The following is a 25403-nucleotide window of genomic DNA, read 5'->3' as shown; positions in this document are numbered from 1 at the left end:
AATGGATTAACGAAACATTAATAAATGGTATACGTATACGATGGCAGGATACGACAACATTCCTGTTGCATATGCTGCGCCGCGAAATAGAGTGGGTCTCAGCGGTGTTCGCACCGCCGCCCTTCGTGGGCGTTTCCTCCCTAGACTTGGGCCGCGCTCTGCGCGGCCTTTTTTTTAGTCCGGGGACAGGGAAAATGCCGGGAAGCGGCGCGCCGATCAACAGGTTTCTTGCAGGCTGACGTCAGGATCCGGCGATCCGCTCCAGGCAATGCGATAGCGCGCGGCCTTGCGCACGTGTCCCACCAGGGCCGGGCGGAAGCAGGCGAGGCAGGTGCCGCCCGGCGCCCGCACGCTGGGATAGACGATGCCGGCCGCCCCCGCCTCCAGCAATTCGGAGGCCAGGGCTTGCGCGGCGCGGTAGCTCTGCGGGTCCAGGCAGGCGCGAAACGCCTCCGCCCCGCGCAGGTCGTGGAAGGCGGCGCCGAAATCGGCGAGGTAGCCGTCATAGGTCACCTCGTCCTCGAAATGGTCGATCTCCGCCAGCGCCACCGTGCGGTGCCAGATGATCTCGGCCAGCGAGGTCTCCACCTCGAACCCCGCATACCAGGCGCCGCGTTCCGGCCCGTTGAACCGGCTGCCCAGCGGGCTCGCATGGCAGAAGGCAGCGTTCACGATGCGGTAATGCGGCACGCCGAAGATCAGCTCGCCGATGCCGATGCCGGGCAGCAGGTTGGCCTCCGCCTCCAGCCGGTCGTTCGTGGCGCCGTCCAGGGCGAAGATGTCCTGCAGATGCGCGTCGTCATCGGCGATGCGGGTCAGCACGCTGTCGCCGCCGTCGCTGTATCTGGAGGGGATCAGCCGGCAGGTGTCCAGCTGGCGCAGGGCCGTGACCGGCGGCAGGCTCACGCCCCGCCCCGCCGGGCGTCCAGCAGCCGGCGCAGGGTGGCAAAGGCCGGCAGGCCGCCGCGCAGCAGGTAGTCCAGCGGCGTGGCCCCGGCGAAGATGCGGTTGCGGTTCGGCAGGGTCATCCAGCGGTCGGCCAGGGCCTCGCCATGCAGGATGTTGAGCGCCTTGAAGATGCCCACCAGATAGGAGATGCGGCGCAGCCGGTCCTCGTCCAGCGCCCGGCCGCCGCCCTTCTTGAGGGTGTAGAAGGCACCGTTCGACAGCCCGCCCAGCAGGCGGCGGGCGTCCTCGTCCCGCACGCCCCAGCGCTCCATGATGTTGAGGAAGGCGCGCACCGCCCCGTCGCTCAGCCGCGCGCGTTCCGCGGCGGCGCCGAGGTCGACAAGGGGTACGGGGTCATGGTTCGTTGCCGGGTGGACGAAGGGAAGGGCCATCGCAGTTCCTCCATTTCTGGAGTGAATATACTCCTCTTTCGGAGAAATTCAAGCGAGCGCCCTATTCCGCTGCCACCCGGGCTTCGGCCTGGCCGATGCGCGCCAGCGCCGCCACCACGCCCTGCATGCGCATGAGCATGTCGGGAAAGCCCTCTCCCGGCGCGATGGCCAGTTCGTCCAGGTACAGCCCGCGGTCGATCTCGATCTGGATCGCGTGGACCCCGCGCTGCGGCCTGCCGTGGCGCTGGGTGATGTAGCCGCCGGCGAAGGGCGTGTTGCGCGCCACCTGGAAGCCGGCGGCCTCGAAGGCTTCCTGCGTCGCGTCGGCCACCCAGGGCGCGGCGGAGGCGCCGTAGCGGTCTCCCAGCACGATCTCCGGGCGGCGCGAGCGCACGCCGGCGAAGCTGCGCAGCGCGTCCGAGGGCATGGAATGGCAGTCGAACAGCACCGCAATGCCGAAACGCCGCCGCGCGGCCTCCGCAAGGCCGGCGAGAGTGTCGTGATAGGGGGTGTGGAACCCGCTCACGCGGGCCTGCGCGTCCGCCGCAGTGATCTTGCCGGAATAGATCGGCATGCCCTCGGCCACCACGCGCGGCACCACGCCGAGGCCGGCGGCCACCCGCGGGTTCAGCCCCGCGCTGCGCACGCCCTGCACGAGGGCGGGGTCCATCTCCGTGGGGCCCCGGTTCAGGTCCAGCCAGGCCCGGGGCATCACCGCGGCAAGCAGCGGCGCCCCCAGCTCCGGCGCGGTGGCATAGAGCCGGTCCACGTAGGCGTCCTCGGACAGGCGCAGTTGCAGCGGCGAGAGGCGTGAGCGTGCGGTGAAGCTTTCGGGGTAGTGCCGTCCGCTGTGCGGTGAGGAAAACACGGCGCAGGACCGGAGCCTGTCGGGTTCGCGCAGGATGAAGGCGTCTTGCCGCATTGACCGAACCTACCTCCTCCTGCGCGTCGAAGGCCGAATATGCCATATTGCGACAGTATTGCAAAAGCCCTTGAACGCCCCGCCGACTCCTTTTATACACCGCGTCACCGGGCGGCGGGACGGTTCTGAGAACCCAGCGCCGCCCGAACTTTCGGGCGTATAGCTCAGCGGGAGAGCACTACGTTGACATCGTAGGGGTCGCTGGTTCAATCCCAGCTACGCCCACCATTCCCCACCCGAGGGGAACCCCGCAAGGGGAAGTGTGGAAATTCACCGAAGGCGCAGGCAAGCCTGGTCGCCGAGGAGAGATAGGAGATAGGCCATGAAGGTCAAAAACTCGCTTCGCTCCCTGAAAGCGCGCCACCGCGATTGCCGCGTCGTGCGCCGTAAGGGCCGGGTCTACGTGATCAACAAGACCCAGCGTCGTTTCAAGGCCCGTCAGGGCTGATCCGGCGCGCGGGCCAGCCCCGCGAACGGTTTCAGGAAAAAGGCCGCATCTCCGGATGCGGCCTTTTTCGTTTGCGCGCCGGTCAGTACGGCAGGCCGGGGTAGCCCTCGTCTCCCGGGGCCCATTGCTCGCAGGGGCGGACGTGCACGCCGTTGACCGTGGCGGTCCGGTGCCGGATGAACGGTTCCTCCTCATCATCGTGGAAGAGGAGTGTGTTCGCATGGCCCCTGCCCGGCGGAGCGTGGTTGATCCGCATCTCGTGCCCCGGGTTCAGGGCAAAGCGGTCATGACTGCACTCCTCGACGACCGGGATAACCTGATCCGCCCTGCGGACACATGGGCCCACCACACCCGGCATGTCCCTGCCAAGCTGCATGGGCGCTCCCTGCACGTGATCCTGCATGGCTGCGCATTTCATTCAGACGAGAACGAGGGTTTCGGGAGCGGCCGGCGACTCCGCGCGGCTGGCACGGGGGGCCCGATGCCGGGGGAAGGACCGTGTGGGAACAGGCGCGCAGCGCAGGGGAGGCGCGCAGGCAGGGGGCGCGCCGGGCCCCCTGCCCTTCGCGGGTCAGCCGCTGGCGGCCACGAGCTGGCGCAGGGTCCGGTCGTCGAGATAGCCGGTCACCTCCAGCCCGCGCGAGCGCTGGAAGCGGCGCAGGGCGATGCGGGTCTCGCCGTCGATCCTGCCGTCCACGCGGCCCGGCGGGAAGCCCTGGGCCTCCAGCCGCTGCTCGACGGAGAGCAGGCTGTCGTGGCTCAGGCGAAGCGCCTCCTCGCGCGCGGCGAGCTGGTCGCGCTGGTCCGAGACGTCGCCGCCGCCCTGGAGGGTCTCCATGCGGGTGCGGGCGGCATTGGCGAACTGCCCGTTCGGCCAGGACTGCAGGTAGCTGCGATAGGCCGCCGGCGTGTCGGAGCTGCGCGCCGCCTGCCAGGCCTGCCGCTCCTGCGCGGAGGCCGCGCCCAGCCGTCCGTCGTCGATCCGGTCGAGCAGGCGCGTGGCGTCATCCGCGTGCACGCCGTCGGGGTAGCGGCGGAGGTAGGCGCGCAGGCCCTGCTCGTCACCCCCCGCGGCGCGCTCCTTCCAGAAGGCGATTTCGGCCTTGCGCGCCGCCGCCTCGGCCTTGCGCGCTTCCGCGTCCAGCTCGCGTGAGCGTTTTTCGGCGAGGTTGAACAGCCGGTCCGTCTGGCCGTCGCGCAAGTATCCGGTGGCCGGCATGCCCTCAGCATCCTGATAGCGCGAGATCGCGGTGCGGGTGTTGGGGCCGAACACGCCGTCGATGCCCTTGGGCTCGTAGTCCAGCACCGTAAGCGCTTCCTGGATGCGCAGGCGCTCGGCGCGGCTGAAGTTCAGCGCATCCTCGGCCTCCGCATCGGCCTTCTCGCGCCCCGTGAGCTGCGGCTCGGCGGAGGACTGGTCCCCGGCCTGCGGCGCCGCGGCCGCATCCGCCGCGGCCTTCAGCGCGGCGTCGAGCTCGGCCTGGTTCTTCGGGCCGAACACCAGGTCCGGCGCGTCACCGCCGATCTCCACCCGGCCCTCCAGCCGCTTCACCGCCTCGGAGGCGGACATCGCGGGCTTCAGCACGGTCTCGGCCATCACGGTGCCGAAATCCCCCGCCTTGCCCTGCAGATAGAGCACGCCCTTGGGCACCGCGGGCGGGCCCATCCCGTTCTTCAGGCCGAAGCCGGGGCTTTCGAACCCGTCCTCTCCGGCGGCGATCATCACCACGGAGCTGCCGCGGCTCTTCGTGGCCATGCCCAGCAGCAGGTCCAGCGAGGGGCCGGTGAAATCGGCCAGCACGGGCGAGAGCGCCTGCATGTCCACCGGCGTGAGCCAGGTGGAGCGCACCGCCGTCACCGGGTTGCCGGAATAGTAGATCACGATCCGGTCCGCGTCGGGCAGCCGGTCATTGAATTCGCTCAGGATGTCGAACATGTCCTGGGAGGTGAGGTCCTTGCCCTCCAGCACCTCGTAGCCGGCGGCGTCCAGCACCGCGGCGATGCGGTCGGCGGCCTCGTTGGCGCTGTCGGGAAGCTTGGCCCCGTTGGCATAATCGGAATTGCCGATCACCAGGGCGAGATCCTCCGCCAGCAGCGGGCTGCCGGCCATGAGCGTGGTGGCGAAGGCCACGACGCCGAGACGGAAGGTTTTCATCGCTGTCCCCTTTCTTTTCGTTACGCGTTCACGTGCGCGGAGGGCGCGGGCCGGGGGCAGTTTGCCCCGCCGCGCCGTGCACACGAGAGTTCAACGCGCGGGCCGGCGGATACCGTCAACCGGACGGCTGACAATATCGTGAACTGCACCACGCGACCCCCGGCGCGGCGTTCCCCTGCAATGGAAGCGATTGCGCCGGCCCGGAGGCCCGCGCGGTCACGGCGCGCCGCGTCAGCCTGCAAGGCGAGGGCACCGGCGCGGGCACGGCGTTGCGCGACGGAATCCTGCGGTGGAGGCAAGTCTGCTGGCCCGGGGGTCCCGCGCGGTCACGGCGCGTCAGCCTGCGGGGCGAGCGCACTGGCGCAGGCACCGTGTTGCCCGGCGGAACGCCGGGGTGGGGCAGCTCTGCCCGCCCGAGGGCTTGCGTGATCAGGGCGCGCCGCGTCAGCCCGCGGGGGGATCGTGCCGGCGCCGGCGCGGTTGCGCGGCAGGCGCGGTTGCATGGCCCCCGCGCGCGACCTTCCCGGCCGCGCGGCCAGCGGGGCATCGCGGGCATGTTCCCCGCAGAATGCCGCCGGGGGGCCGTCCGGCCCCTGAGGGGCGCGCGTCTGCGGGCCGGAAAGGGGGTCAGTCGTAGCTGCGGGTGTCCTCGATCACCTTGCCGTCGTTGGGAAGCGCCCCGGGGGCGAGGAAGGTCACCGTGCCGCGCATCTTCAGCACCGCCTGCACGCTGTCGGCGATGCGCGCGCCAAGGTCGGGGGAGCCGGTGGCATCGGGGGTTTCGATGCACACGGTCATCGTGTCCTGCGCGCCGTCGCGGCCGGCGACCACCCGCGCGCGCAGGATCTCCGTGTGGCGCGAGACCAGTTCGGCCACTTGCTCGGGGCGCACGAACATGCCCTTGATCTTGGTGGTCTGGTCCGCCCGGCCCATCCAGCCGCGGATGCGCAGGTTGGTGCGCCCGCACGGGCTCTCGCCCGGCAGGATGGCGGAGAGATCGCCGGTGGCAAAGCGCAGCAGCGGGTAATCCGGGTTCAGCGTGGTCACCACCACCTCGCCCACCTCCCCCTCGGAAACCGGGTCGCCGGTGCCGGGGCGCACGATCTCCACGATCACGCCCTCATCCACGATCATCCCCTCCAGCGCGGCGCTTTCATAGGCGATGTTGCCCAGGTCGGCGGTGGCGTAGCACTGGCGGCAGGCGATGCCGCGGTCCGCGTATTCGGCGCGCAGGGCGGGGAAGAGCGCCCCGCCCCCCACCGCGGCACGGGTGATGGCGAGGCGGATGCCCTGCTCCTCCGCCCGGTCGAGGATCACCTTGAGGTAATCCGGCGTGCCGGCCCAGGCGGTGACACCCAGGTCATGCGCGGCGCGCACCTGCAGGTCGGTCTGCCCGGTGCCGGCGGGCAGCACCGCGGCGCCCACCGCCGCGGCGCCGCTCTCGAAGATCGCTCCGGCCGGGGTGAGGTGGTAGGAGAAGCAGTTCTGCACCACGTCGCCCCGGCCGATGCCGCAGGCGTGCAGGAAGCGGCCCATGCGCCACCAGTCCGCCGCGCCACCGCCGGGCTCGTAGATCGGGCCGGGAGACTGGAACACGTGCCGGAACCCGCCGGCCCCGCGCGCGGTGAGCCCGCCGAAGGGCGGATGCTCCGCCTGCAGGGCAACCAGCTCGGACTTGCGCAGCACCGGCAGCGTGGCGAGCGCGGCGAGATCGGCCAGCGGCCCCTGCCCCTCCAGCCGCGCGGCCAGCGCCGGGGCCGGCGGGGCGGCGAGCAGGGCGTTCAGCGCGGAGAGCTGCTCTGCCTGCCGCTGCGCGCGCGGCCGTGTTTCGAGGGCGTCGTAATGGGTCATGGGCCTGTCCTTGTGCGGTCGGGTCAGCTCAGCCAGCGCTTGCGGCGGCGGTAGCTGCGCACGTCCCGGAAGCTCTTGCGCCCCTTGTCGGACATGCCGAGGTAGAATTCCTTCACATCCGGGTTCTCGCGCAGATGGGCGGCGGGCCCGTCCATCACCACGCGGCCCGATTCCAGGATGTAGCCGTAATGGGCGTAGCGCAGCGCCACGTTGGTGTTCTGCTCCGCGAGCAGGAAGCTCACACCCTCGCGCTCGTTGAGGTCCTTCACGATGCCGAAGATCTCCTCGACCAGCTGCGGCGCCAGCCCCATCGAGGGCTCGTCGAGCAGGATGCAGGCCGGCCGGGCCATCACCGCGCGGCCGATGGCGCACATCTGCTGCTCCCCGCCGGAAGTGTAGCCCGCCTGCGAGCGCCGCCGCTCGCGCAGGCGCGGAAAATAGGCGTAGACCTTCTCCAGGTCGGCGGCGATCTCCCGGTCCTTGCGGGTATAGGCGCCGGTGAGCAGGTTTTCCTCCACCGTGAGATGCTCGAAGCAGTGCCGCCCCTCCATCACCTGCACCACGCCGCGGCGCACCAGTTCGGAGGGGTTGAGGTCCTGCACCCGGTCGCCGCGATAGCGGATGGAGCCCTTGGTGACCTCGCCGCGCTCCGAGCGCAGCAGGTTGGAGATCGCCTTGAGCGTGGTGGTCTTGCCCGCGCCATTGCCGCCCAGGAGCGCGGTGATGCCGCCCTGCGGCACCTTCAGGCTCACGCCCTTGAGCACCAGGATGACGTGATTGTATATCACCTCGATATTGTTGAGCTCGAGCAGGGTCTCGCCCGGCGGGGCGCCCGGCGTCGTCATGTGCGGCGTGTCGGTCATAGGGGCTCCCCCGGGCGATGGGCGCCGCCCCGGCGGGGGGCGGCGCGGGCACTCACTTGCAGTCGCGCGGTTCGATGCCGGATTCAGCGGCGAAGGCGGCCGCGTCCTCGGCGATGAGCGGCGCGATGACCTCGCGGTCCGGCGAGATGAGATCGGTGACGATCTTCCATTCCCCCGCCTTCGCGTCCCACTGCTGGATCATCGCGCTGCCCGGGCCGCCATGATCCGCACAGGTCACGGTGAAGGCCGGGCCGAAGCCGGGCAGGCCCAGCGCGGTCATCTTCTCCTCGGTGATCTCCAACGCCTCCATGCCGTCACGCATCATCGCCGCGTCGATCTTCGCGGTGCCGTGGATCTGCTGCGCGGTCTTCGCCGCCTCCACCGCCAGCATCGCCGCATACATGCCGCGGTTGTAGAGCACGGTGCCGAGCTGGTCGCCCGCGCCGGCCGCGAGGCCCTTGTCGGCGACATAGCTCCTCAGGTCGTCGTAGACGGGGTAATCGTCGCCCACGCCGTTCGGGGTGACGGCCTTGTAGCCGTCCGCCCGGTCTCCCACCGGCTTCACGTCATTCTCCGAGCCCGACCACCAGGCGCCGATGAAATGGTCCATCGGGTAGCGCACGTTCGCCGCCTCCTGGATGGCGGTGGGGTTCATCGCGCCCCAACCCCACATCAGCACGTAATCGGGCCGCGAGCGGCGGATCTCCAGCCATTGCGACTTCTGCTCCAGCCCGGGGTGGTCCACCGCCAGCAGCGCCAGCTTGAAGCCGTGCTTCTTGGAGAGCTCCTCCAGCGTGCGGATCGGCTCCTTGCCATAGGCGGAGTTGTGGTAGAGCAGCGCGATGGTCTTGCCGCCGATGTCCCCGCCCTCCTGCTCGAGGATGTATTTCACCATCACCGAGGCGGCGTCCCAGTAGGTGCCGGGGTAGTTGAAGATCCACTTGAACACCTTGCCATCGGCGGCCGAGGTGCGCCCGTAACCCATGGAGTGGATGGCGATGCCGTCGACCGTGGCCTTGGGAATGAGTTGGTAGGTGATGCCGGTGGAGAGCGGCTGGTAGATCAGCGCGCCCTCGCCCTTGGTGCTCTCGTAGCACTCCACGCCCTTCTCGGTGTTGTAGGCGGTCTCGCATTCGGTGATGCGGATCTTCTCGCCACCGATGCCGCCGTCACGCTCGTTCACCAGGGTGAGGTAGTCATGATAGCCGTCGGCGAAGGGGATGCCGTTGTTGGCATAGGCCCCGGTGCGGTAGCTCAGCATCGGGAAGGTGAGGTCGGCGGCGGCGGGGCCGGCCCCGGCCAGCAGCGTGGCGGCAAGCAGCGCGAGATGTCGTTTCATGTCGGGTTTCCTCCCAGAAGGGTTCGTCGCCCCGGGTTGGCCCCGGGTGCGGGGGTCTTGAAAGCGTCAGTGCGGGAACGGCCAGAGGCGCAGCTTTTCCTTGGCCACGCGCCAGAGCTGGGCCAGCCCGTGCGGCTCCAGGATCAGGAACAGCACGATCAGCCCGCCCACGATCACCATCTGGATGTGGGCGGCAAGGTCGGTGGGCCAGCCGAGGCCGCCCACCAGCACGTTTTTCAGCAGCACCGGCAGCAGCACCATGAAGGCCGCCCCGGCGAAGCTGCCGAAGATCGAGCCGAGCCCGCCGATGATGATCATGAAGAGCACGAGGAAGGACTTGTCGATGCCGAAGGCCTCGCCCACCTCCGCCGCGCCGAGGTAGACGGAGAAGAACAGCGCCCCTCCCACCCCGATGAAGAAGGAAGAGACGGCGAAGGCCGAGAGCTTGGTGGCCAGCGGGTTCACCCCGATGATCTCGGCGGCGATGTCCATGTCGCGGATCGCCATCCAGCTGCGGCCCACCTTGCCGCGCGTGAGGTTGCGCGCCACCCAGGCCAGCGCGGTCACCAGCACCAGGGTGAAGAGATAGCTCGCCCAGGGCGCCGCGTTCGGCCCGGTCACCAGGATGCCGAAGACCGAGCGCTCCGGCGCGGTGATCTGGCCGGAGGCGGAGGAGTTGTAGAACCACGGCACCTTGTTGAACAGCCAGACCAGGAAGAACTGCGCCGCCAGCGTGGCCACGGCCAGGTAGAACCCCTTGATGCGCAGCGAGGGCAGCCCGAACAGCGCGCCCACCGCGGCGGTGATCGCGCCCGAGAGCAGCACCACGAAGAAGATGTTGAGCTCGGGGAAGGCCGTCATCAGCTTGTAGGAGGCATAGGCCCCCACCGCCATGAACCCGCCGGTGCCGAGCGAAAGCTGCCCGCAATAGCCGGTGAGGATGTTGAGCCCGATCGCCACCGTGGACCACACCAGGAAGGGCATGATGATCGACTTTTCCCAGTAGTCGTTGATCACGAAGGGGATGACGAGGAAGGCCACCGCCAGCACGGCGTAGTAGCGCCAGCGGTCGAAGGCGATGGGAAAGGTCTGGCCGTCATCGCTGTAGCTAGTCTTGAAGTCGCCTGCCTCGCGGTAGAACATGTCTCAGACCCTCTCGATGATGCGGTCGCCGAACAGGCCCTGCGGCCGGAACACGAGGAACAGCAGCGCCAGCACGTAGGCGAACCAGTTCTCGGTGGCGTCGATGTTGAAGCCGGTGACGCCGTGGAAGGCATCGGAGGTCACGAAGTACTCGAACAGCTTCTCCCCCGCCCCGATGATCAGCCCGCCCACGATGGCGCCGGGGATGGAGGTGAAGCCGCCCAGCATCAGCACCGGCAGCGCCTTGAGCGCGATGAGCGAGAGCGAGGTCTGCACCCCGGTCTTGGAGCCCCACATGATGCCCGCCACCAGCGCCACCAGCCCGGCGATCGACCAGACCATCACCCAGATGAAGCGCAGCGAGATGCCCACCGAGAGGGCGGCCTGGTGGTCGTCCGCCACCGCGCGCAGGGCGCGGCCGGCGCGGGTGTACTGGCTGAAGAGCGTGAGCGAGATCACCAGCAGGGCCGCCACCACGGCCGCGGTCACGTCGAGCTTGTCGACATACATGCCCCAGTAGCCCGCCTCGGGGTCGGCCAGCGCCATGGAGGCGCCCTCGAACCACTCCGACAGGCCGCCGGGCAGGCCCACGTCGAGCTGCTTGATCTCGGCGGTCCACATCAGGTCGCCGAAGCCCTCGAGGAAGAAGGCAAGGCCGATGGTCGCCATGAACAGGATGATCGGCTCCTGGTTCACCAGGTGCTTGAGCACGAGCCGCTCCACCAGGAAGGCAAGCCCCACCATCACCACGAGCGTGAGCAGGATGGCGAGGCCCGAGGGCATGTTCCAGCCGAAATGGGTGACATGCATGCCGGTGACGGCGTTGAGCAGGTGGGCGAAGGGCACCTGCCCGGTCTGCAGCCCCACCAGCGTCATCGCGGCGAAGAGCGCCATCACGCCCTGGGCGTAGTTGAAGATGCCCGAGGACTTGAAGATCAGCACGAAGCCCAGCGCCACGAGCGCGTACATCACCCCGGACATCAGCCCGTTGATCAGCACCTCGATGAGGTTCAGCGTCTCAATGCTCATGCGCCTGCCCTCCCGCGCCGGCCTGCCCCGGGGGCCGCGCCAGCGGCAACCCGGGGCCTCGCGGGCCCGGCGTGTCGCCCGTGTCCGGCCGGGAGGCCCCGGCTCTGCGCTGCGCTCCGGCCGGGGCGCCGGCGCGCAGGGTGGCAGGGGCGCGCTCCGGCGGCGGAGCGGCGGTTCGCCCGTGGTGCCGGCACCTTGTGTGCCTCCGCCTGCCGGGCGGGCGCCCGGTCGGCGGGGCGCTTGGCACCGGGGCGGGTTGCGCGGAGGGGCTCAGTCATGGCTCACTCCCAGGTAGGCGTCGATGACGTCGGGGTTGTTGCGCACCTCCTCGGGGGTGCCGTCGCCGATCTTGCGGCCGTAGTCGAGCACCACCACGCGGTCGGAGATGTCCATCACCACGCCCATGTCGTGCTCGATCAGGGCGATGGTGGTGCCGAACTCGTCGTTCACGTCGAGGATGAAGCGCGACATGTCCTCCTTCTCCTCCACGTTCATGCCGGCCATCGGCTCGTCGAGCAGCAAGAGCTCCGGCTCGGCGGCCAGCGCCCGGCCCAGCTCCACCCGCTTCTGGAGGCCGTAGGGCAGCCGGCCCACCGGGGTCTTGCGGATGGACTGGATCTCCAGGAAGTCGATGATGCGCTCCACCTTCTCGCGGTGGTCGTTCTCCTCGCGCTCGGCCCGCCCCCACCACAGCGCCTGTTCGAGCATCGAGCTCTTCATCCGGGTCATCCGCCCGGTCATGATGTTGTCGAGCGTGGTCATGCCCTTGAAGAGCGCGATGTTCTGGAAGGTGCGCGCCAGGCCCTGCCGGGCGATCTGGTGCGGGCGCATCGGCCCGCGCCGCTTGCCGCGAAACCAGATCTCGCCCTCCTGCGGGTGGTAGAAGCCGTTGATCACGTTGAGCATCGAGGATTTTCCGGCCCCGTTCGGCCCGATGATGGCGCGGATCTCGCCCTGGCGGATGTCGAAGGAAATGTCGCGGATCGCCACCACCCCGCCGAAGCGCAGGGTGATGTTGCGGATGTCGAGCATCGGCTCCACGGTTGCCGTGTCCCTCATGCCGCCACCCTCCCCGCGCCGGTCACCGGGAAGGTGCGCGCGTCGCGGATCTCCAGCGTGGCGGAGATGGCGCCCTGGCGGCCGTCCTCATAGGTGACAGGGGTTTCCACGAACACCCGTCCGGCGCCGGAATAGAGCCCGTCGATCAGCACGCCGTAGCGCTCCTCGATGATGCGGCGGCGCACCTTGCGGGTGCGGGTCAGCTCGCCGTCATCCGCATCGAGCTCCTTGTGCAGCACCAGGAAGCGGTGGACCTGGCAGCCCGAGAGCATCGGGTCCGCGGCCACGGAGCGGTTCACCTCCGCCACATGGGCGGCGAGGGTGTCCAGCACCCGGGGATGGCCGGCAAGCTCCTGGTAGGAGGCATAGGCGATGTTGTTGCGCTCCGCCCAGTTGCCCACCGCGCCGAGGTCGATGTTGAGGAAGGCGGTGCAGGCGTCGCGCCCGTTGCCGAACACCACCGCCTCCAGGATGTCGGGGTAGAACTTCAGCTTGTTCTCCACGTATTTGGGCGCGAACAGGCTGCCGTCGGCCATCTTGCCCACGTCCTTCGCCCGGTCGATGATGCGCAGGTGGCCGGTTTCGGGCTCGATGAACCCGGCGTCGCCCGTGGCCACCCAGCCGTGCGGGTCCTTGGTGTCGGCGGTGCTCTGCGCGTTCTGGTAATATTCCACGAAGGTACCGGGGGAGCGGTAGTAGACCTCGCCGTTCTCGCCGATTCGCAGCTCCACGCCCGGGCTGGGCACGCCCACCGTGTCGGCGCGCACCTCGCCGTCGGGCTGCTGGGTGATGAACACGCTCGCCTCGGTCTGGCCGTAGAGCTGCTTGAGGTTGATCCCGAGCGCGCGGTAGAAATCGAAGATCTCCGGCCCGATCGCCTCGCCGGCGGTGTAGCCCACCCGCACCCGGCTCAGGCCCAGCGCGTTCTTCAGCGGCTCGTAGACGAGGAGCGCGCCCAGCCGGTAGCGCAGCCGGTCCGCGAGGGAGACCGGCCTGCCGTCCAGCAGCGCCGGGCCCACGCGCCGGGCCACCGCCATGAAGTGCCGGTAGAGCCGCTTCTTCAGCGCGCCCGCGTCCTCCATGCGGATGGTGACGGAAGTGAGCAGCCCCTCGAAGAAGCGCGGCGGGGCGAAGAAATAGCTCGGCCCCACCTCGCGCAGGTCCGCCTGCATCGTCTCCGCGCTCTCCGGGCAGCACACGCAGAAGCCGGTGCAATAGGCCTGGCCGATGGAGAAGATGAAATCGCCCACCCAGGCCATCGGCAGGTAGGCCAGCACCGAATCCTCCGGCCCCAGCCGGTCGAACTCCGCCGAGGCGCGGGCGGTGCGGATGATGTTGTCATGGCTCAGCACCACGCCCTTGGGCTTGCCGGTGGTGCCGGAGGTGTAGAGCATCACGCAGGTGTCGCGCGCGGTGGCGCCGGACACCAGGGCGTCGAGCTGTGCCGCGTACTCGGCGGCGTGGCGCCGGCCGGTCTCCTCCACCTCGTGGAAGGCGCGCAGCAGGGTGTGGTCGTATTTGCGCAGGCCGCGGGGGTCGAGGTAGAGGATGGTCTGCAGCGCCGGGGCCTCTCCGGCGACGGAGAGCAGCTTGTCCACCTGCTCCTGGTCCTCGACGATGGCGAGCTTCGCGCCGCAATGCCCCAGCACGTAGGCCATCTCCTCGGCCACCGCGTCCTGGTAGAGCGGCACGGGAATGGCGCCGGCGCATTGCACCGCCACCATGGCGCGGTAGAGGTCCGGGCGGTTCGAGCCGACGATTGCCACATGGCTGTGGCGTTCCAGGCCCAGGGAGAGCAGGCCCAGCGCCAGGGCGCGCACCTTCTCCGCGCTCTCGGCCCAGCTGTCGGTCTGCCAGATGCCGAATTCCTTCTCCCGGTAGGCCGGCCGCGCGCCGTGGACCACCGCGTTGTGCGCGAGCAGCCGGGCGAGCGTGTCCGGGCCGGCCCCGGTATGGGCGGCGTTGGTCACAGGCGTATCCTCCCTTGCGGCCGTCTTGCTGCGGCCGTCTCATGTCCGAGCGGGGCATCTGTCGGCCCACGTCTTCCGGATGTCCGAGTGAAGCCCCGGAATCCATCGCGAGTATGTCGCGAATGTAACCAATTGTAACGCCTCCCCCTTGCCCGCGGGCCGCCACCCCGCCAGACTGGCCGAAAACAACCGGGAGGAACGATCATCGGACCAGCGCCGCCACCCCTGCCCGGCCGGGGCGACGACCGGCTGCTGCGCGGGGCGCTCAACCTCATCCAGCAGGCCCTCTCGGTGTTCGACGCGGGGCTGACCCTGCGGCTGGCCAACAGCCGCTTCCGCGAGATGTTCGCCCTGCCGCCCGAGCTCACCCGCCCCGGCGCCTCCTTCGAGGCGATCATCCGCTGCATGACCGAGCGCGGCGAATACGGGCCGGGAGACGTGGAGGAGATGGTCGCCCACCGGGTGGAGAAAGCCCGCCGCTTCGAGCCGCACTACTTCGAGCGCGAGCGCCCCGACGGCCGGGTGATCTCCATCGAGGGCCACCCGCTGACGCCGGGTGGCTGGGTCACCGTCTACACCGACATCACGGCGATCCGCGCGCAGGAGCGCCTTCTGCGCGCCCGTTCCGAAACCCTGTCGGAAAAGCTGCTGGCCCATTCGGAGGACCTGGCCCGCGCCAACCGCGAGCTTGCCACCACCATCGCGGACCTGCGCGAGGCGAAATCGGCGCTGGCCGAGAGCGAGGCGCGCATCCGCCTCATCACCCGGATGACCCCGGCGCATATCGCCCATCTCGACCTCACGCAGACCTACACCTGGTCGAACGACCAGCTTCCGCTGGTGATCCCCGGGGCGACGGGGCAGGTGGTCGGGCGCGGCATCGCGCAGGTGCTGGGGCCGGAAGCCTACAACATCATCCGCCCGGAACTGGACCGCGCGCTGGCCGGCGAGGCGCGCGCCTTCCAGTTCTCGCTCTCCGACGGGCCGCGCTGGCTGCGCGCCGCCTTCACCCCGGACCTCGACGAGACCGGCAGGGTGCAGGGCGTCTACATCCTCTCGGTGGACATGACCGAGGAGGCCCGCGCCCGCCAGGCGCTCAGCCACACCGCCAAGCGCGAGCTGGCCGCGCAGCTCACCAGCGGGCTGGCGCATGATTTCTCCAACATCCTTACGGTGATTCTCGGCCTGCAGTCCCGGCTCGGCGGGATGGATCTGCCGCCGAAGGCGCGTGAGGCGGTGGCCGCCACCCGGGCGGCGGCGGAGCGCGGCGGCGCGCTGATCGAGCGGCTGGGCAGCATTTCCGGCGCGCGCAGCCTCACCCCGCGCCCGACGGACCCGGCGGAGCTGCTGAGCGGCCTGCTGCCGCTCGCCCGCCCCGCGCTGCCCGACCAGGTGGTGCTGGAGCTGGAGACCGTGCCGCGCGAGCCGGTGCTGGTCGATTCCGGCTTCCTGCAGGACGCGGTGCTGAACCTCATCCTGAACGCGCGCGATGCGCTGGACGGCCAGCCCGGGCGCATCACCCTCGGCGCCGTCCTCACCGCGGAGCGGCTGGAGATCACCGTGGCCGACACCGGCCCGGGCTTCACCGAGGAGGCCCTCACCCGCGCCACCCAGCCCTTCTTCACCACCAAGCGCGGCGCGCCGGGCTCCGGCCTCGGGCTGGCGATGGTCTATGATTTCGCGCGCGCCTCCGGCGGGCGGCTGCGGCTGGCGAATGCGCCGGGCGGTGGCGCCCGGGTCACCATCGCGCTGCCGGCGCGGCGCCCGGCCGCCCTGCCGCCGGGCCTCGTCCTGCTGGCCGAGGACGACGCGGACATCCGCGACGCGCTGCGCGAGGACCTCGTGGCCCTCGGCCACACCGTGATCGAGGCCGGAACGGGGGAGGAGGCCGCCCGCCTCCTCGCGCAGGTGGAGGGCATCGGCCTCGTCCTCTCCGACCTGGTGCTGGGCCCCGGCCTCTCCGGCCTCGACCTCGCGCGCGGGATCCGGCAGGCCACGGTCTGCGCCCCCGACGCGCTCCCGGACCGGGCAACCATCGGCGACGGCGCGCCCGCCCCGCCCTCCGGCACATTGCCGCGGACCACCCCCTCGCCCGCCGGCCAGCCGACAGGAGCCCCCGCCGGCACCGCCGCGCCGCCCGACGCCGCGCCTCCCCCTGCAGCGCCACCCGTCGCCGCGACGGCGGCCGGAGGTCCCCCCGTCACCGCCGCGCCTCCCGACGCCGCGCCATCCGGTGCCCGTGGCACCCGAGCCGCGCCTCCTGCTGCGCCGTCCGGCGCGCATCTCGACCGCTTCGCATCTCCCGCCGCGTCACTGTCCGAAGCCTCGCCCGCCGGCGCCGCGCCTCCCGGTGCTGCGCCCTCCGCCCGGCACCTGCAGGCCGGCGCCGCCGGGCGCGCCGCCCCGCTGCCGCGCCTGGTGCTGATGACCGGCCTGCCGCCGGACGACCCGCGCCGGCAGGAGGCGGCCCGCCTCGCCACCCTCCTGCCGAAGCCCTTCACCCGCGCCGAGCTGGCCGCCTGCCTCGCGAGCATCACATGACCGCGCCGCTCATCGCCCTGCTCGACGACGAGCCGGAGATCCGCGTCCTCCTCGCCTCCGCGCTGGAGGAGGCCGGGTTCCGCACCGTCGCCTTCGGCCGGGTGGCGGAGTTCGAGACCGGCCTGAGGCGCATCACCCCGGATGTCTGCCTGGTGGACCTCGGCCTGCCGGACCAGGACGGGCTGGCGCTGGTCTGGCGGCTGGCGCGCGAGACCGGTGCTGCGATCATCATCATCTCCGGCCGTGCCCGGGTGCAGGACCGCATCACCGGGCTGGAACTGGGCGCGGACGACTACATCACCAAGCCCTTCGACCCGGCCGAGGTGGTGACCCGCGTGCGCGTGCTGCTGCGCCGGGGCCGGGCCCGGCCCGAGACGCCGCTGGCCCGGGCGCGCTTCTCCGGCTGGCAGGCGGATTTCGACCGTCACCTGCTCACCGCGCCCGATGGCGAGGACGCGGCCCTGTCGCGCGCCGAGGGTGCCCTGCTGCGCCTGTTCCTCGACCAGCCCAACCGGCTGCTGAGCCGCGAGCAGATGCAGGACCGCCTCGGCGGCGGCGCCGGCTCCGGCTTCGACCGGGCGATGGACGTGCGCATCAGCCGCCTGCGCGTGAAGCTGCGCGAGGACCCGCGCAACCCGCGTTTCATCAAGACGATCTACGGCGCGGGCTACATCTTCGTCGGCGACGTCGACTGGAGGTGACGCCCCCGCGGACTATCTGGTGCCCGGAGAGCCGGACGCGCCAGCGCCGCGCCACGCGCCGTCACCGCCGGGGGGGCGGGTCGCCGGGCCGGGCGCGCGCGGAGCCGGTTCGCGAACGCGACTGCCCGGAGGATCCCTCCCCGCGGAGGCCCGTTCGGGCCGCCCGGCCGCCGGGGGGTCACATCTGCCGAGCCGTCCGCAGACATCCTCTGCGGAATAATGTCCGCAACTCTCCAAGGATCGGCTGCCCGGCCGCGTCCGAACTGTCAGGATGCGCATGGACCCGGATGACGACACGCTTGCCATGGCCGCCCGGACGGGCGACGCAGCCGCCCTCGGGGCGCTGCTGGAGCGGCATTACGACCGGGTGTTCCGGCTGGCCTACCGCATCCTGGGCAACCGCGCGGAGGCGGAGGATCTCACCCAGGAGATCTGCCTCGCCCTGCCCCGGCGGCTGGCGGGCTTCCGCGGCGAGGCCCGCTTCACCTCATGGCTGCACCGCGTGGTGGTGAATGCTGCCCGTGACCTGATGCGCCGCAACGCCACCCGCGCCCGCGCCGGCGCCGGGTGGGGCGAGGCCGAGCACCTGGCCCGCGCCGAGGCCGAGGGCCGCGCCGAGGAAGCCCGCTGGCTGGAGGCGGCGATGTCCGCCCTCAGCCCGGCGCTGCGCGAAACCGTGGCGCTGGTGCTGGGCGAGGAGATGACCCATGCCGAGGCCGCCGCAGCCCTCGGCCTGTCCGAGGGCACCGTTAGCTGGCGCCTGTCCGAAGTGCGCCGGCTGCTGCGCGACCGCGCCCGCGAAGAGGAGATCGCATGACCCCCCCGGCCCCCACCACCGACCCGCTCCACCGGCTCGGCGCCGCCCTCGCCGCGGCGCCCCCGGAGGTCGATGCCACGGCCCGGGCCCGCACCATCGCCGCAGCGCTCGCATCCGGCACCACGGTTGTGGAAGCGGACGGTGCCGCGTCGGCCAGCACCACGGCTGCGGAGGCGGAGGGCACCACGTCGGCGCGCACCGCGATTGCGGAGGCGGAGGGCGCCGCGTCGGCCCGCACCACGGATGCGGAGGCGGAGGGTGCCGCGCCGGCCAGCACCACGGCTGCGGAGGCGGAGGGCGCCGCGTCGGACCGCACCGCGATTGCGGAGGTGGAGGGCGCCGCGTCGGCCCGCACCACCGCTGCGGAGGCAGAGGATCCCGTGCCAGCCAGCACCACGGTTGCGGAGGCGGAGGGCACCGCATCAGCCGGCCCTCCGCCACCCGCAGGCGCACCGCGTGCCCCCGCCGCGCCGTCAGCCCCGAGGCACATGGCGACGGCGTCGCCCTCCGGCACGCCGTCAGCACCGGGCGCGGGGCAGCCCGCCGGGCCGGATCAGGGCCCGCCCGCAGAGGCCTTGCAAGCCTCCACCCCGTCAACGCCGGAGACGGCGCAGCGCGGCAGCGCGGGCGCCGTGCCTGCACCGGCATCGTCGATGACCACCGGCTCGCCCACCGGAGCACGTGTGCCGCAGACGGGCCAGCCGGATGCCCCGGCCGGGGCGCGGGAGCGGGCGGCGGCACCTGCCGGTGGCGCGGCTCCGGCCAGGCCGGGCCCGGGAGGCACCGTGGGGCGCGATGGTGCGGCGGAGCCCGGCCGGGCGACCGCCGGGGCGGCCCGGCGCAGGGCCGCCACACCGGTGCGGCACGGAGCGCTTGCTTCTGCCCGGCGCAAGCTGTCCTGGCCGAGGGGGCGGCGCTCACCCGCGCTGATCGTGGGCGGCGGGCTGGCTGCGCTGGTGGCCGTCGCGCTGCTGCCGATCCTGCCGCAGCCGGAGGTGCCCGCCGAGCTGCGCATGGCGCTGGAGGGCGGCGGCGCGGCGAGCATCCCGGACCAGCAGGTCCGGATCCCCCCGCCCGGCACCGGCGCGGCCCCGCCGCCTGCGCTCTCGCCCCTGCCCGCCGGCACAGCACAGCGCCAGACCGCGGAACGGCGGGTGTCCGGCTTCACCCTCGCTCCGCAGACCGGCGCGCTCTCGCAGCTGCGCAACACCCTGGCACGCGGCGTGTTTCCCGCCCCCGGCGCCGTGCCGGTGGAGGCGCTGGTGAACGCCTTCGCCTATGACTGGCCGGCGCCGCGCCCCGGAGACCCGGTGCCGCTGCGCCTCTCCGCCGCGCTCATCCCCACGCCGTGGAACCCGGAGACGCGGCTGCTGCGCATCGGCATCCGCGGCGCGGTGCGCGGCATTCCGGACAGGCCGCCCCTGTCACTGGTGCTGGTGGCCGACCTGGGCGCGCCGGAGGATATCGCGCTGCTGCGTGCCGGGCTGGGCGAGGCGCTGGACGGGCTGGGGCCGGACGACAGGGTCGCGGTGCTCGGGCCCTCGGGGGAGACGCTGCTGGCCCCGCTGGCGGCCACCGAGCGGGCGCGCATTCTCGCCGCCCTCGCGGAGCCGAACCCGGGGCCGTCGGTGCAGGAGGGCCTGGCGGCGGGCCTCGCCCTCGCGGACCGGCTGCGCACGGACCATCCGGGCATCGAGACCCGGGTGATCCTGGCCAGCGACGTCGCCCTGCCGCAACTGCCCCAGAGCACGCGCGGCATCCCTGTCTCGCTGCTCGGGCTGGGGGACACGGACCTGCCCGACGCGCGCGCCGGGGAGGGCGTGGTGGCGCTGGTCGACAGCCCCGCCTCCGCCCGGCGCGCCCTTGCCAGCTCGCTGGCGGACGGGATGAGTGCGGCGCGCGATGCCCGCGTTCAGGTGGAGTTCAACCCCGCCACGGTGATGCGCTACCGCTACGTGGGCGCCACCGCGCGGGACGGCGCCGATGACACGCGCGGCTCGGGCCTGCTGGAACAGGGCGGCGGCGGGGTGGCGGTGGACCCCGGCCACACCGTGACCGCGCTCTACGAGATCACCCCCGCGCCGCTGCCCGACACCCGAAGCGCGAAGCGCGGCACTGCCGACAGCGCCGCAGGCGGGGCCGCCCCGTCCGGCTCCGGCACCGACCTCGCGCTGGTGCGGCTGCGCTACAGCACCGCGAGCGATACCGAAAGCCGGCTCACCACCCTCGACGTGCCCGCCGCCCCCGCGACGCCGGGCCCCGCGGACAGCATCGCGCTGCGCGAGACACGCTTCGCCGCGGCGGTCGCGGGGTTCGGGCTGTTGCTGGAGGGGCGCCGGGACCTGGGCGCCTGGGGCTTCGCGGAGGCCGCCGCCCTGGCCCGCGACGCCGCCGGCCCGGACGAAAGCGGCCGCCGCGCCGCCCTCGCCGCCCTGATCGACACCGCCGCCGAACTCGCCGCCGCCCCGCGCTGAGAGCCGGGGCCGGCGCGGGCTCACCGGATCACGGACCGCTGCGCGCGCCACGCGCCGGGGCCTGCCCTTGGGTGTCCGGAGGCCCGCCCTCGGGAGAGTGTCCGCCGTCCCCGCGGATCACCACCGGCTCCGCGCAGGCCGGTCCGGCGCCGGGCGTTCCGAGGCCCGCGCCCTCCGGGGCGGTCATCAGTGGGGCAGGGCGCAGGCCGGGGCCGGTCACGGCGGTGCGCGGTCTGCGCCGGCATGTCATGGCCGGGGCACCGATGCATCCGGCGCGCGCGCGGCGACCGGCGGGCGCCCTGGTGCCCGGCCCGGGGGAACATTCCCGCAGCGAGGCGGGCCGCTCTCCCGCTCCGCGGCGTCAGCGCCGCCAGCGTTCCTCGGCCAGATCGTCGGATTCGCGTGCGTCCACCCAGTGGCCGCCGTGGTCGGTGGCCTCCTTCTTCCAGAAGGGCGCGCGGGTCTTGAGGTAGTCCATCAGGAATTCCGCCGCCTCGAAGGCTGCCGCCCGATGCGGCGAGGCGGTGAGCACCAGCACGATGCGCGCGCCCGGCGCCAGCACGCCGTAGCGGTGGACCAGGGTGACGCCCTGCAGCGGCCAGCGGGCGCGGGCCTCCGCCTCGATCGCCTCCAGCGCCCGCTCGGTCATGCCCGGGTAGTGCTCCAGCTCGAGGGAGGAGAGCGCCGCCGCCTGTCCGAGGTCGCGGACGAGGCCGGTGAAGCTCACCACCGCCCCGATGTCCACCCGCCCGGCGCAGAGCGCGTCGATCTCCGCGGCGATGTCGAAGTCTTCCTCCTGAACCCGGACGGCCATGCTCAGCCCCCGGTCATCGGCGGGAAGAACGCCACTTCGCGCGCGGCCGCGAGGGGGGCATCGAAATCCACGACCTCCTGGTCCACCGCCACGCGCAGCGCCGAGAGGTCGGAGAAGGCGAGGGCGTAGCGCTCCTCGCGGCCGCGCAGTTCCTCGATGAGGCCGGCGACGGTCTCCGCCCCGGTCTCCACCTCTTCGCGCGGCACGCCGATGCGCTCGCGCACCCAGGCGAAATACAGTACCCGCATCATGCTCCCTTTCCGGCCAGGTAGCCCATGGCCCTGGCGAAATAGTCGATCCCCGTCGCCACGGTCAGCACCGCGGCCAGCCACAGCCCCACGATGCCGACGCCGTAGAGCGTGTCGGCGAGGCCGCCGGTGAAGCTCCCGGCCAGGAACAGCAGGGCGATGGCGGTCATCTGCACCGCCGTCTTCCACTTGGCCAGCGGTGTGACGTGCAGCTTCACCGCCCCGAGGAATTCCCTGAGGCCCGACACCAGCACCTCGCGCAGCAGGATGAACACCGCCGGCAGCAGCACCAGCCAGTCCAGCCGGGTGAGCCCGATCAGCGTGGCCAGCGCGATGACCACCATGGCCTTGTCGGCCACCGGATCCAGCATCCGGCCCAGGTCGCTCACCTGGTTCCAGCGCCGGGCCAGCCAGCCGTCGAGGAAGTCTGTCAGCGAGGCGGTCACGAACAGCACCAGCGCCAGCCGGTCGGCCGTGGGCCTGTCGAACACGACGAAGGCCATGGCCACGAGCGGGGCGGCAAGCACGCGTCCCACAGTCAGAAGGTTCGGAACCGTCCAGTGCACTGCCTTCTCCATCCGTTCCGTCCGGCGCAGCCGGACCGGGCCGGGCAAGTGGCCCCCGGCCTTCCGGGGGTCCGGGCCCGGCCCGTGCCCCCTACCTAATGCTTCATCCGTCGCCGTGAAAGTGCGCATAGATGCTCTCGGCCAGTGCGTCGGACACGCCGTCGACGGCCTTGAGGTCCTGCAGCCCCGCCCGCGACACGGCCTTGGCCGATCCGAAATGCGCCAGCAGCGCGCGTTTGCGCGCCGCGCCCACGCCGGCGATCTCGTCCAGCGGGGTCGCGCTCACCGCCTTGGCGCGCTTCGCCCGGTGGGTGCCGATGGCGAAGCGATGCGCCTCGTCGCGCAGCCGCTGCAGGAAATAGAGCACCGGCGAGCGGTAGGGCAAGGCGAAGGGCCGCCGCCCGGGCATGTGGAATTCCTCCTTGCCCGCGTCGCGGTCCACGCCCTTGGCCACGCCCACCAGGGTCACGTCCTCCACGCCGATCTCGCGCAGGGCCTCCAGCGCAGCCCCCACCTGCCCCGCGCCGCCGTCGATCAGCACCAGGTCCGGCCACATGTCGCTGTCGCGGTCCGGGTCCTCCTTCAGCAGGCGGGCGAAGCGGCGCTCCAGCACCTCCTTCATCATGCCGAAGTCGTCGCCCGGGGTGATCTCGGTGGAGCGGATGTTGAACTTGCGGTAGCGCGACTTCTCGAAGCCCTCCGGCCCCGCGACCACCATCGCCCCCACCGCGTTGGTGCCCTGGATGTGGCTGTTGTCGTAGACCTCGATGCGCTCGGGCACGCTCTCCAGCCCGAAGGCCTCGGCCACACCCTCCAGCAGCCGGGCCTGGCTGGCGCTTTCCGCCGTGCGCCGGGCCAGTTCCTCACGCGCGTTGCGCAGCGCGTTCTCCATCAGCAGGCGCTTCTCGCCGCGCGCCGGCACGCCCAGCGTCACCTTGCGGCCCAGGGTCTCGCTCAGGGCCGCGGCCACCAGGTCGGGGTTGTCCACCGGTTCGGAGAGCAGGATCATCCGCGCCGGCGTCTTGTTCGCGTAGAACTGGGTGAGGAAGGCCTCGAGGATCTCCGGCCCCTCCGCCCCGCCGCCGGCGCGCGGGAAATAGGCCCGGTTGCCGCGGTTCTGGTTCGCGCGGATGAAGAACACCTGCACGCAGGCCTGCCCGCCCTCCTGGTGCAGCGCGACGATATCGGCCTCGGAGACATGCTGCGGGTTGATGCCCTGGGCGGACTGCACCTGGGTGAGCGCGCGGATGCGGTCGCGCAGCGCGGCGGCGCGTTCGAATTCCATGTCGCGGCTCGCGTCCTGCATCTGCCGGGCGAGGTCCGCCTGCACCTTGCTGGAGCGCCCGGCCAGAAAATCCTCCGCGTCGCGCACCAGGCCCGCGTATTGCGCCTCGTCCACCAGCCCCACACAGGGGCCGGCGCAGCGCTTGATCTGGTAGAGCAGGCAGGGCCGGGTGCGGCTCTGGAAGCTCGCGTCGGTGCAGGTGCGCAGCAGGAAGGCCTTCTGCAACTGGTTCAGCGTCCGGTTCACCGAGCCGGCGGAGGCGAAGGGCCCGTAGTAATGCCCCTGCGCCCGGCGCAGGCCGCGGTGCTTGGAGATCTGCGGATAGGGGTGGTCCGTGCGCACCAGGATGTTGGGGAAGCTCTTGTCGTCGCGCAGCAGCACGTTGTAGCGCGGCTTGAGCTGCTTGATGAGGTTCTGCTCCAGCAGCAGCGCCTCGGTCTCGGTCTGCGTGGTGAGGAACATCATCGAGGCGGTGGCCGAGATCATCCGCATGATCCGGCCCGAGTGCCCGGTCGGCCGCGCGTAGGAGGAGACGCGCTTCTTCAGGCTGCGCGCCTTGCCCACGTAGAGCACCTCGCCCCTCGCGTCGAGCATGCGGTAGACGCCCGGCCGGTCCGGCAGCGAGCGCAGGTATCCGTGGATGACGTCGTGGCCCGTTGCCCCCTCCCGGGGGGCGGCTTCCTCGAAGCCCGGGCCCGTCTCGTCCTGGCGGTTTTCAGTCATTGCGATTCCCGCCTCCGCCCTGCCTTGCCCCGCCCCCGAAAGCAACAGCAATACAATCCACGATTCCTGTGGATAAGTCTGTGCGCAATTCGCCGGAACTCTGCAATCCCATTGAAAACACACCGGTTTCCCCGGCATGATTAATCTTTGGGCAACTTTTCAAGCCCTTGTTCCCGCAGGCAAATTTTCTCGTATGACGTAAAATACTGACCTTCCTAACAGAATCATAACGGGTTCGTGACGCTCCCCCGTCAAGTGGAAAACTCCGCGGGTCCGGCCGCCGCGCAGCCCTGGGCGGTCGTTCGTGCACCGGTTCACTCCACCCCGAGCACGTCCGGGGTCGCCCAGGCCAGGTGTTGCCCACCATCGAGGCAGATCACCTGTCCCGTCAGCCCGGGCGAGGCAATGATGAAGTCCAGCGCGCCGCAGATCTCCGCCGGAGAGGTGCCGCGGCCCAGTGGCGTGGCCGCGCGCTGTGCGGCAAAATGCTCCGCCGACTGGCGGCCGCCCTGCAGCGTGGGGCCCGGGCCGATGCCCATCACCCGCACCGCGGGGGCCAGCCCCTGCGCCGCCGTGCGGGTGAAGGCCCAGAGGCCCATCTTCGCCAGCGTGTAGGTCATGAACTCCGGGGTCAGCTTGCGGATGCGCTGGTCGAGCATGTTCACGACCAGGGTGCGGGCCACCGGCTCGCCGTCTTCATCGCGCCCGGCCTCCGGAGCCTGCGCCGCGACGGCCTGGGTGAGGAAGAACGGCGCCTCGAGATTCGAGCTCGCGTGGCGGTGCCAGCTCTCGCGCGTCGCACGGGAGACCGTATCGTATTCGAAGATGGAGGCGTTGTTCACCAGCAGGGTGACCTGACCCAACTTCGCGACCACCTGCGGCACCAGCACGTCGGTCTCGGCGGCGTCCGTGAGGTCGGCGCGAAACGCTGCCGCCCGCACGCCGAGCGCACGCGCCTCGGCCACCACCGCATCCGCCTCCGCGACGGAGCTCATGTAATGCACCGCGATGTCCCAGCCGCGGGCCGCGAGATGCAGCGCCATGGCGCGGCCCACGCGCTTTCCGGCGCCGGTGATCAGGGCAATCCCTGGTTTCATGTGCAATTCCCTCCCCTG

22 protein-coding genes and 1 tRNA gene are annotated in these 25403 nt (G+C 71.4%); 6 read left to right on the top strand and 17 right to left on the bottom strand.

All coding sequences use genetic code 11. The features are described 5' to 3' along the window. Window positions 1-216: 216 nt before the first annotated feature. The 3 genes from FDP22_RS11340 to FDP22_RS11330 all read right to left on the bottom strand — a co-directional run bounded on the left by FDP22_RS11340 (window position 217) and on the right by FDP22_RS11330 (window position 2262). Window positions 217-906, bottom strand: a complete 690-nt coding sequence (locus FDP22_RS11340) for an RES family NAD+ phosphorylase (protein WP_138573023.1) — start codon at window positions 904-906, stop codon at window positions 217-219. Continuing rightward, window positions 903-1340 (bottom strand): antitoxin Xre/MbcA/ParS toxin-binding domain-containing protein, encoded by a 438-nt coding sequence (locus FDP22_RS11335; protein WP_138573021.1) that lies wholly within the window; start codon window positions 1338-1340, stop codon window positions 903-905. The genes FDP22_RS11340 and FDP22_RS11335 overlap by 4 nt, the downstream gene beginning before the upstream one ends. Window positions 1341-1401: 61 nt before the next feature. Next, window positions 1402-2262, bottom strand: a complete 861-nt coding sequence (locus FDP22_RS11330; RefSeq protein WP_138573019.1) for an N-formylglutamate amidohydrolase — start codon at window positions 2260-2262, stop codon at window positions 1402-1404. Window positions 2263-2415: 153 nt separating this feature from the next. Here FDP22_RS11330 and FDP22_RS11325 point away from each other — a divergent pair. Next, window positions 2416-2490: transfer RNA gene (locus tag FDP22_RS11325), tRNA-Val, on the top strand. Between the two features lie 94 nt (window positions 2491-2584). After that, window positions 2585-2710, top strand: a complete 126-nt coding sequence (gene ykgO / locus FDP22_RS11320; RefSeq protein ID WP_072746485.1) for a type B 50S ribosomal protein L36 — start codon at window positions 2585-2587, stop codon at window positions 2708-2710. Between the two features lie 82 nt (window positions 2711-2792). Here the strand turns inward: ykgO and FDP22_RS11315 are convergent, their stop codons facing one another. From FDP22_RS11315 to FDP22_RS11275, 9 genes are all read right to left on the bottom strand, one after another. Then, window positions 2793-3113 (bottom strand): hypothetical protein, encoded by a 321-nt coding sequence (locus tag FDP22_RS11315; protein ID WP_138573017.1) that lies wholly within the window; start codon window positions 3111-3113, stop codon window positions 2793-2795. A 168-nt stretch (window positions 3114-3281) separates the two neighbouring features. Beyond that, complete coding sequence (locus tag FDP22_RS11310; protein ID WP_138573015.1) at window positions 3282-4865, bottom strand: peptidoglycan-binding domain-containing protein; 1584 nt, start codon at window positions 4863-4865, stop codon at window positions 3282-3284. 627 nt (window positions 4866-5492) lie between these two features. After that, entirely contained in the window at window positions 5493-6716 is a 1224-nt protein-coding gene (locus FDP22_RS11305; RefSeq protein WP_138573013.1) for a phenylacetate--CoA ligase family protein, read from the bottom strand. A 23-nt stretch (window positions 6717-6739) separates the two neighbouring features. Continuing rightward, a complete protein-coding gene (locus tag FDP22_RS11300; protein ID WP_138573341.1) occupies window positions 6740-7561 on the bottom strand; it encodes an ABC transporter ATP-binding protein in 822 nt (273 codons plus the stop codon). 70 nt (window positions 7562-7631) lie between these two features. Next, window positions 7632-8918, bottom strand: coding sequence for an ABC transporter substrate-binding protein (locus FDP22_RS11295; protein WP_138573011.1), 1287 nt, complete (start codon window positions 8916-8918; stop codon window positions 7632-7634). A gap of 66 nt (window positions 8919-8984) precedes the next feature. Then, window positions 8985-10061 carry a branched-chain amino acid ABC transporter permease gene (locus FDP22_RS11290; protein ID WP_138573009.1) on the bottom strand — a complete coding sequence of 359 codons (1077 nt, stop codon included), beginning with the start codon at window positions 10059-10061 and terminating at the stop codon, window positions 8985-8987. Window positions 10062-10064: 3 nt separating this feature from the next. Further along, window positions 10065-11090 (bottom strand): branched-chain amino acid ABC transporter permease, encoded by a 1026-nt coding sequence (locus tag FDP22_RS11285; protein WP_138573007.1) that lies wholly within the window; start codon window positions 11088-11090, stop codon window positions 10065-10067. A 270-nt stretch (window positions 11091-11360) separates the two neighbouring features. Beyond that, window positions 11361-12149 (bottom strand): ABC transporter ATP-binding protein, encoded by a 789-nt coding sequence (locus FDP22_RS11280; protein WP_138573005.1) that lies wholly within the window; start codon window positions 12147-12149, stop codon window positions 11361-11363. Continuing rightward, window positions 12146-14119, bottom strand: a complete 1974-nt coding sequence (locus FDP22_RS11275; RefSeq protein ID WP_430225490.1) for an AMP-binding protein — start codon at window positions 14117-14119, stop codon at window positions 12146-12148. Before FDP22_RS11275 ends, FDP22_RS11280 begins: the two co-directional genes overlap by 4 nt. A gap of 291 nt (window positions 14120-14410) precedes the next feature. On the opposite strand from FDP22_RS11275, the gene FDP22_RS11270 reads away from it, so the two are divergent. The 4 genes from FDP22_RS11270 (at window position 14411) to FDP22_RS11255 (ending at window position 20652) form a co-directional block, all read left to right on the top strand. Further along, complete coding sequence (locus FDP22_RS11270) at window positions 14411-16660, top strand: hybrid sensor histidine kinase/response regulator (RefSeq protein ID WP_138573003.1); 2250 nt, start codon at window positions 14411-14413, stop codon at window positions 16658-16660. Then, window positions 16657-17361, top strand: a complete 705-nt coding sequence (locus tag FDP22_RS11265; protein ID WP_138573001.1) for a response regulator transcription factor — start codon at window positions 16657-16659, stop codon at window positions 17359-17361. The genes FDP22_RS11270 and FDP22_RS11265 overlap by 4 nt, the downstream gene beginning before the upstream one ends. Before the next feature lie 277 nt (window positions 17362-17638). After that, window positions 17639-18178, top strand: coding sequence for an RNA polymerase sigma factor (locus FDP22_RS11260; RefSeq protein ID WP_138572999.1), 540 nt, complete (start codon window positions 17639-17641; stop codon window positions 18176-18178). Then, window positions 18175-20652, top strand: a complete 2478-nt coding sequence (locus FDP22_RS11255) for a YfbK domain-containing protein (RefSeq protein WP_143972257.1) — start codon at window positions 18175-18177, stop codon at window positions 20650-20652. Before FDP22_RS11260 ends, FDP22_RS11255 begins: the two co-directional genes overlap by 4 nt. A 361-nt stretch (window positions 20653-21013) precedes the next feature. Here the strand turns inward: FDP22_RS11255 and moaE are convergent, their stop codons facing one another. The 5 genes from moaE to FDP22_RS11230 all read right to left on the bottom strand — a co-directional run bounded on the left by moaE (window position 21014) and on the right by FDP22_RS11230 (window position 25385). Beyond that, the gene (gene moaE / locus FDP22_RS11250) at window positions 21014-21466 is read right to left on the bottom strand and encodes a molybdopterin synthase catalytic subunit MoaE (RefSeq protein ID WP_138572995.1); all 453 of its coding nucleotides are present in this window, start codon (window positions 21464-21466) and stop codon (window positions 21014-21016) included. Window positions 21467-21468: 2 nt separating this feature from the next. After that, window positions 21469-21714, bottom strand: a complete 246-nt coding sequence (moaD, locus tag FDP22_RS11245; RefSeq protein WP_138573337.1) for a molybdopterin converting factor subunit 1 — start codon at window positions 21712-21714, stop codon at window positions 21469-21471. Then, entirely contained in the window at window positions 21714-22292 is a 579-nt protein-coding gene (pgsA, locus tag FDP22_RS11240) for a CDP-diacylglycerol--glycerol-3-phosphate 3-phosphatidyltransferase (RefSeq protein ID WP_239031754.1), read from the bottom strand. Before pgsA ends, moaD begins: the two co-directional genes overlap by 1 nt. A 91-nt stretch (window positions 22293-22383) precedes the next feature. Further along, on the bottom strand, window positions 22384-24288 hold the full coding sequence (gene uvrC / locus FDP22_RS11235; RefSeq protein WP_138572993.1) for an excinuclease ABC subunit UvrC: 1905 nt from the start codon (window positions 24286-24288) through the stop codon (window positions 22384-22386). 314 nt (window positions 24289-24602) lie between these two features. Next, window positions 24603-25385, bottom strand: a complete 783-nt coding sequence (locus tag FDP22_RS11230; RefSeq protein ID WP_138572991.1) for an SDR family oxidoreductase — start codon at window positions 25383-25385, stop codon at window positions 24603-24605. Window positions 25386-25403: the final 18 nt, after the last annotated feature.

Source organism: Paroceanicella profunda (assembly GCF_005887635.2).
Classification (GTDB): Bacteria; Pseudomonadota; Alphaproteobacteria; order Rhodobacterales; family Rhodobacteraceae; genus Paroceanicella; species Paroceanicella profunda.
This window is presented reverse-complemented; position numbering and strand designations above follow the sequence as displayed.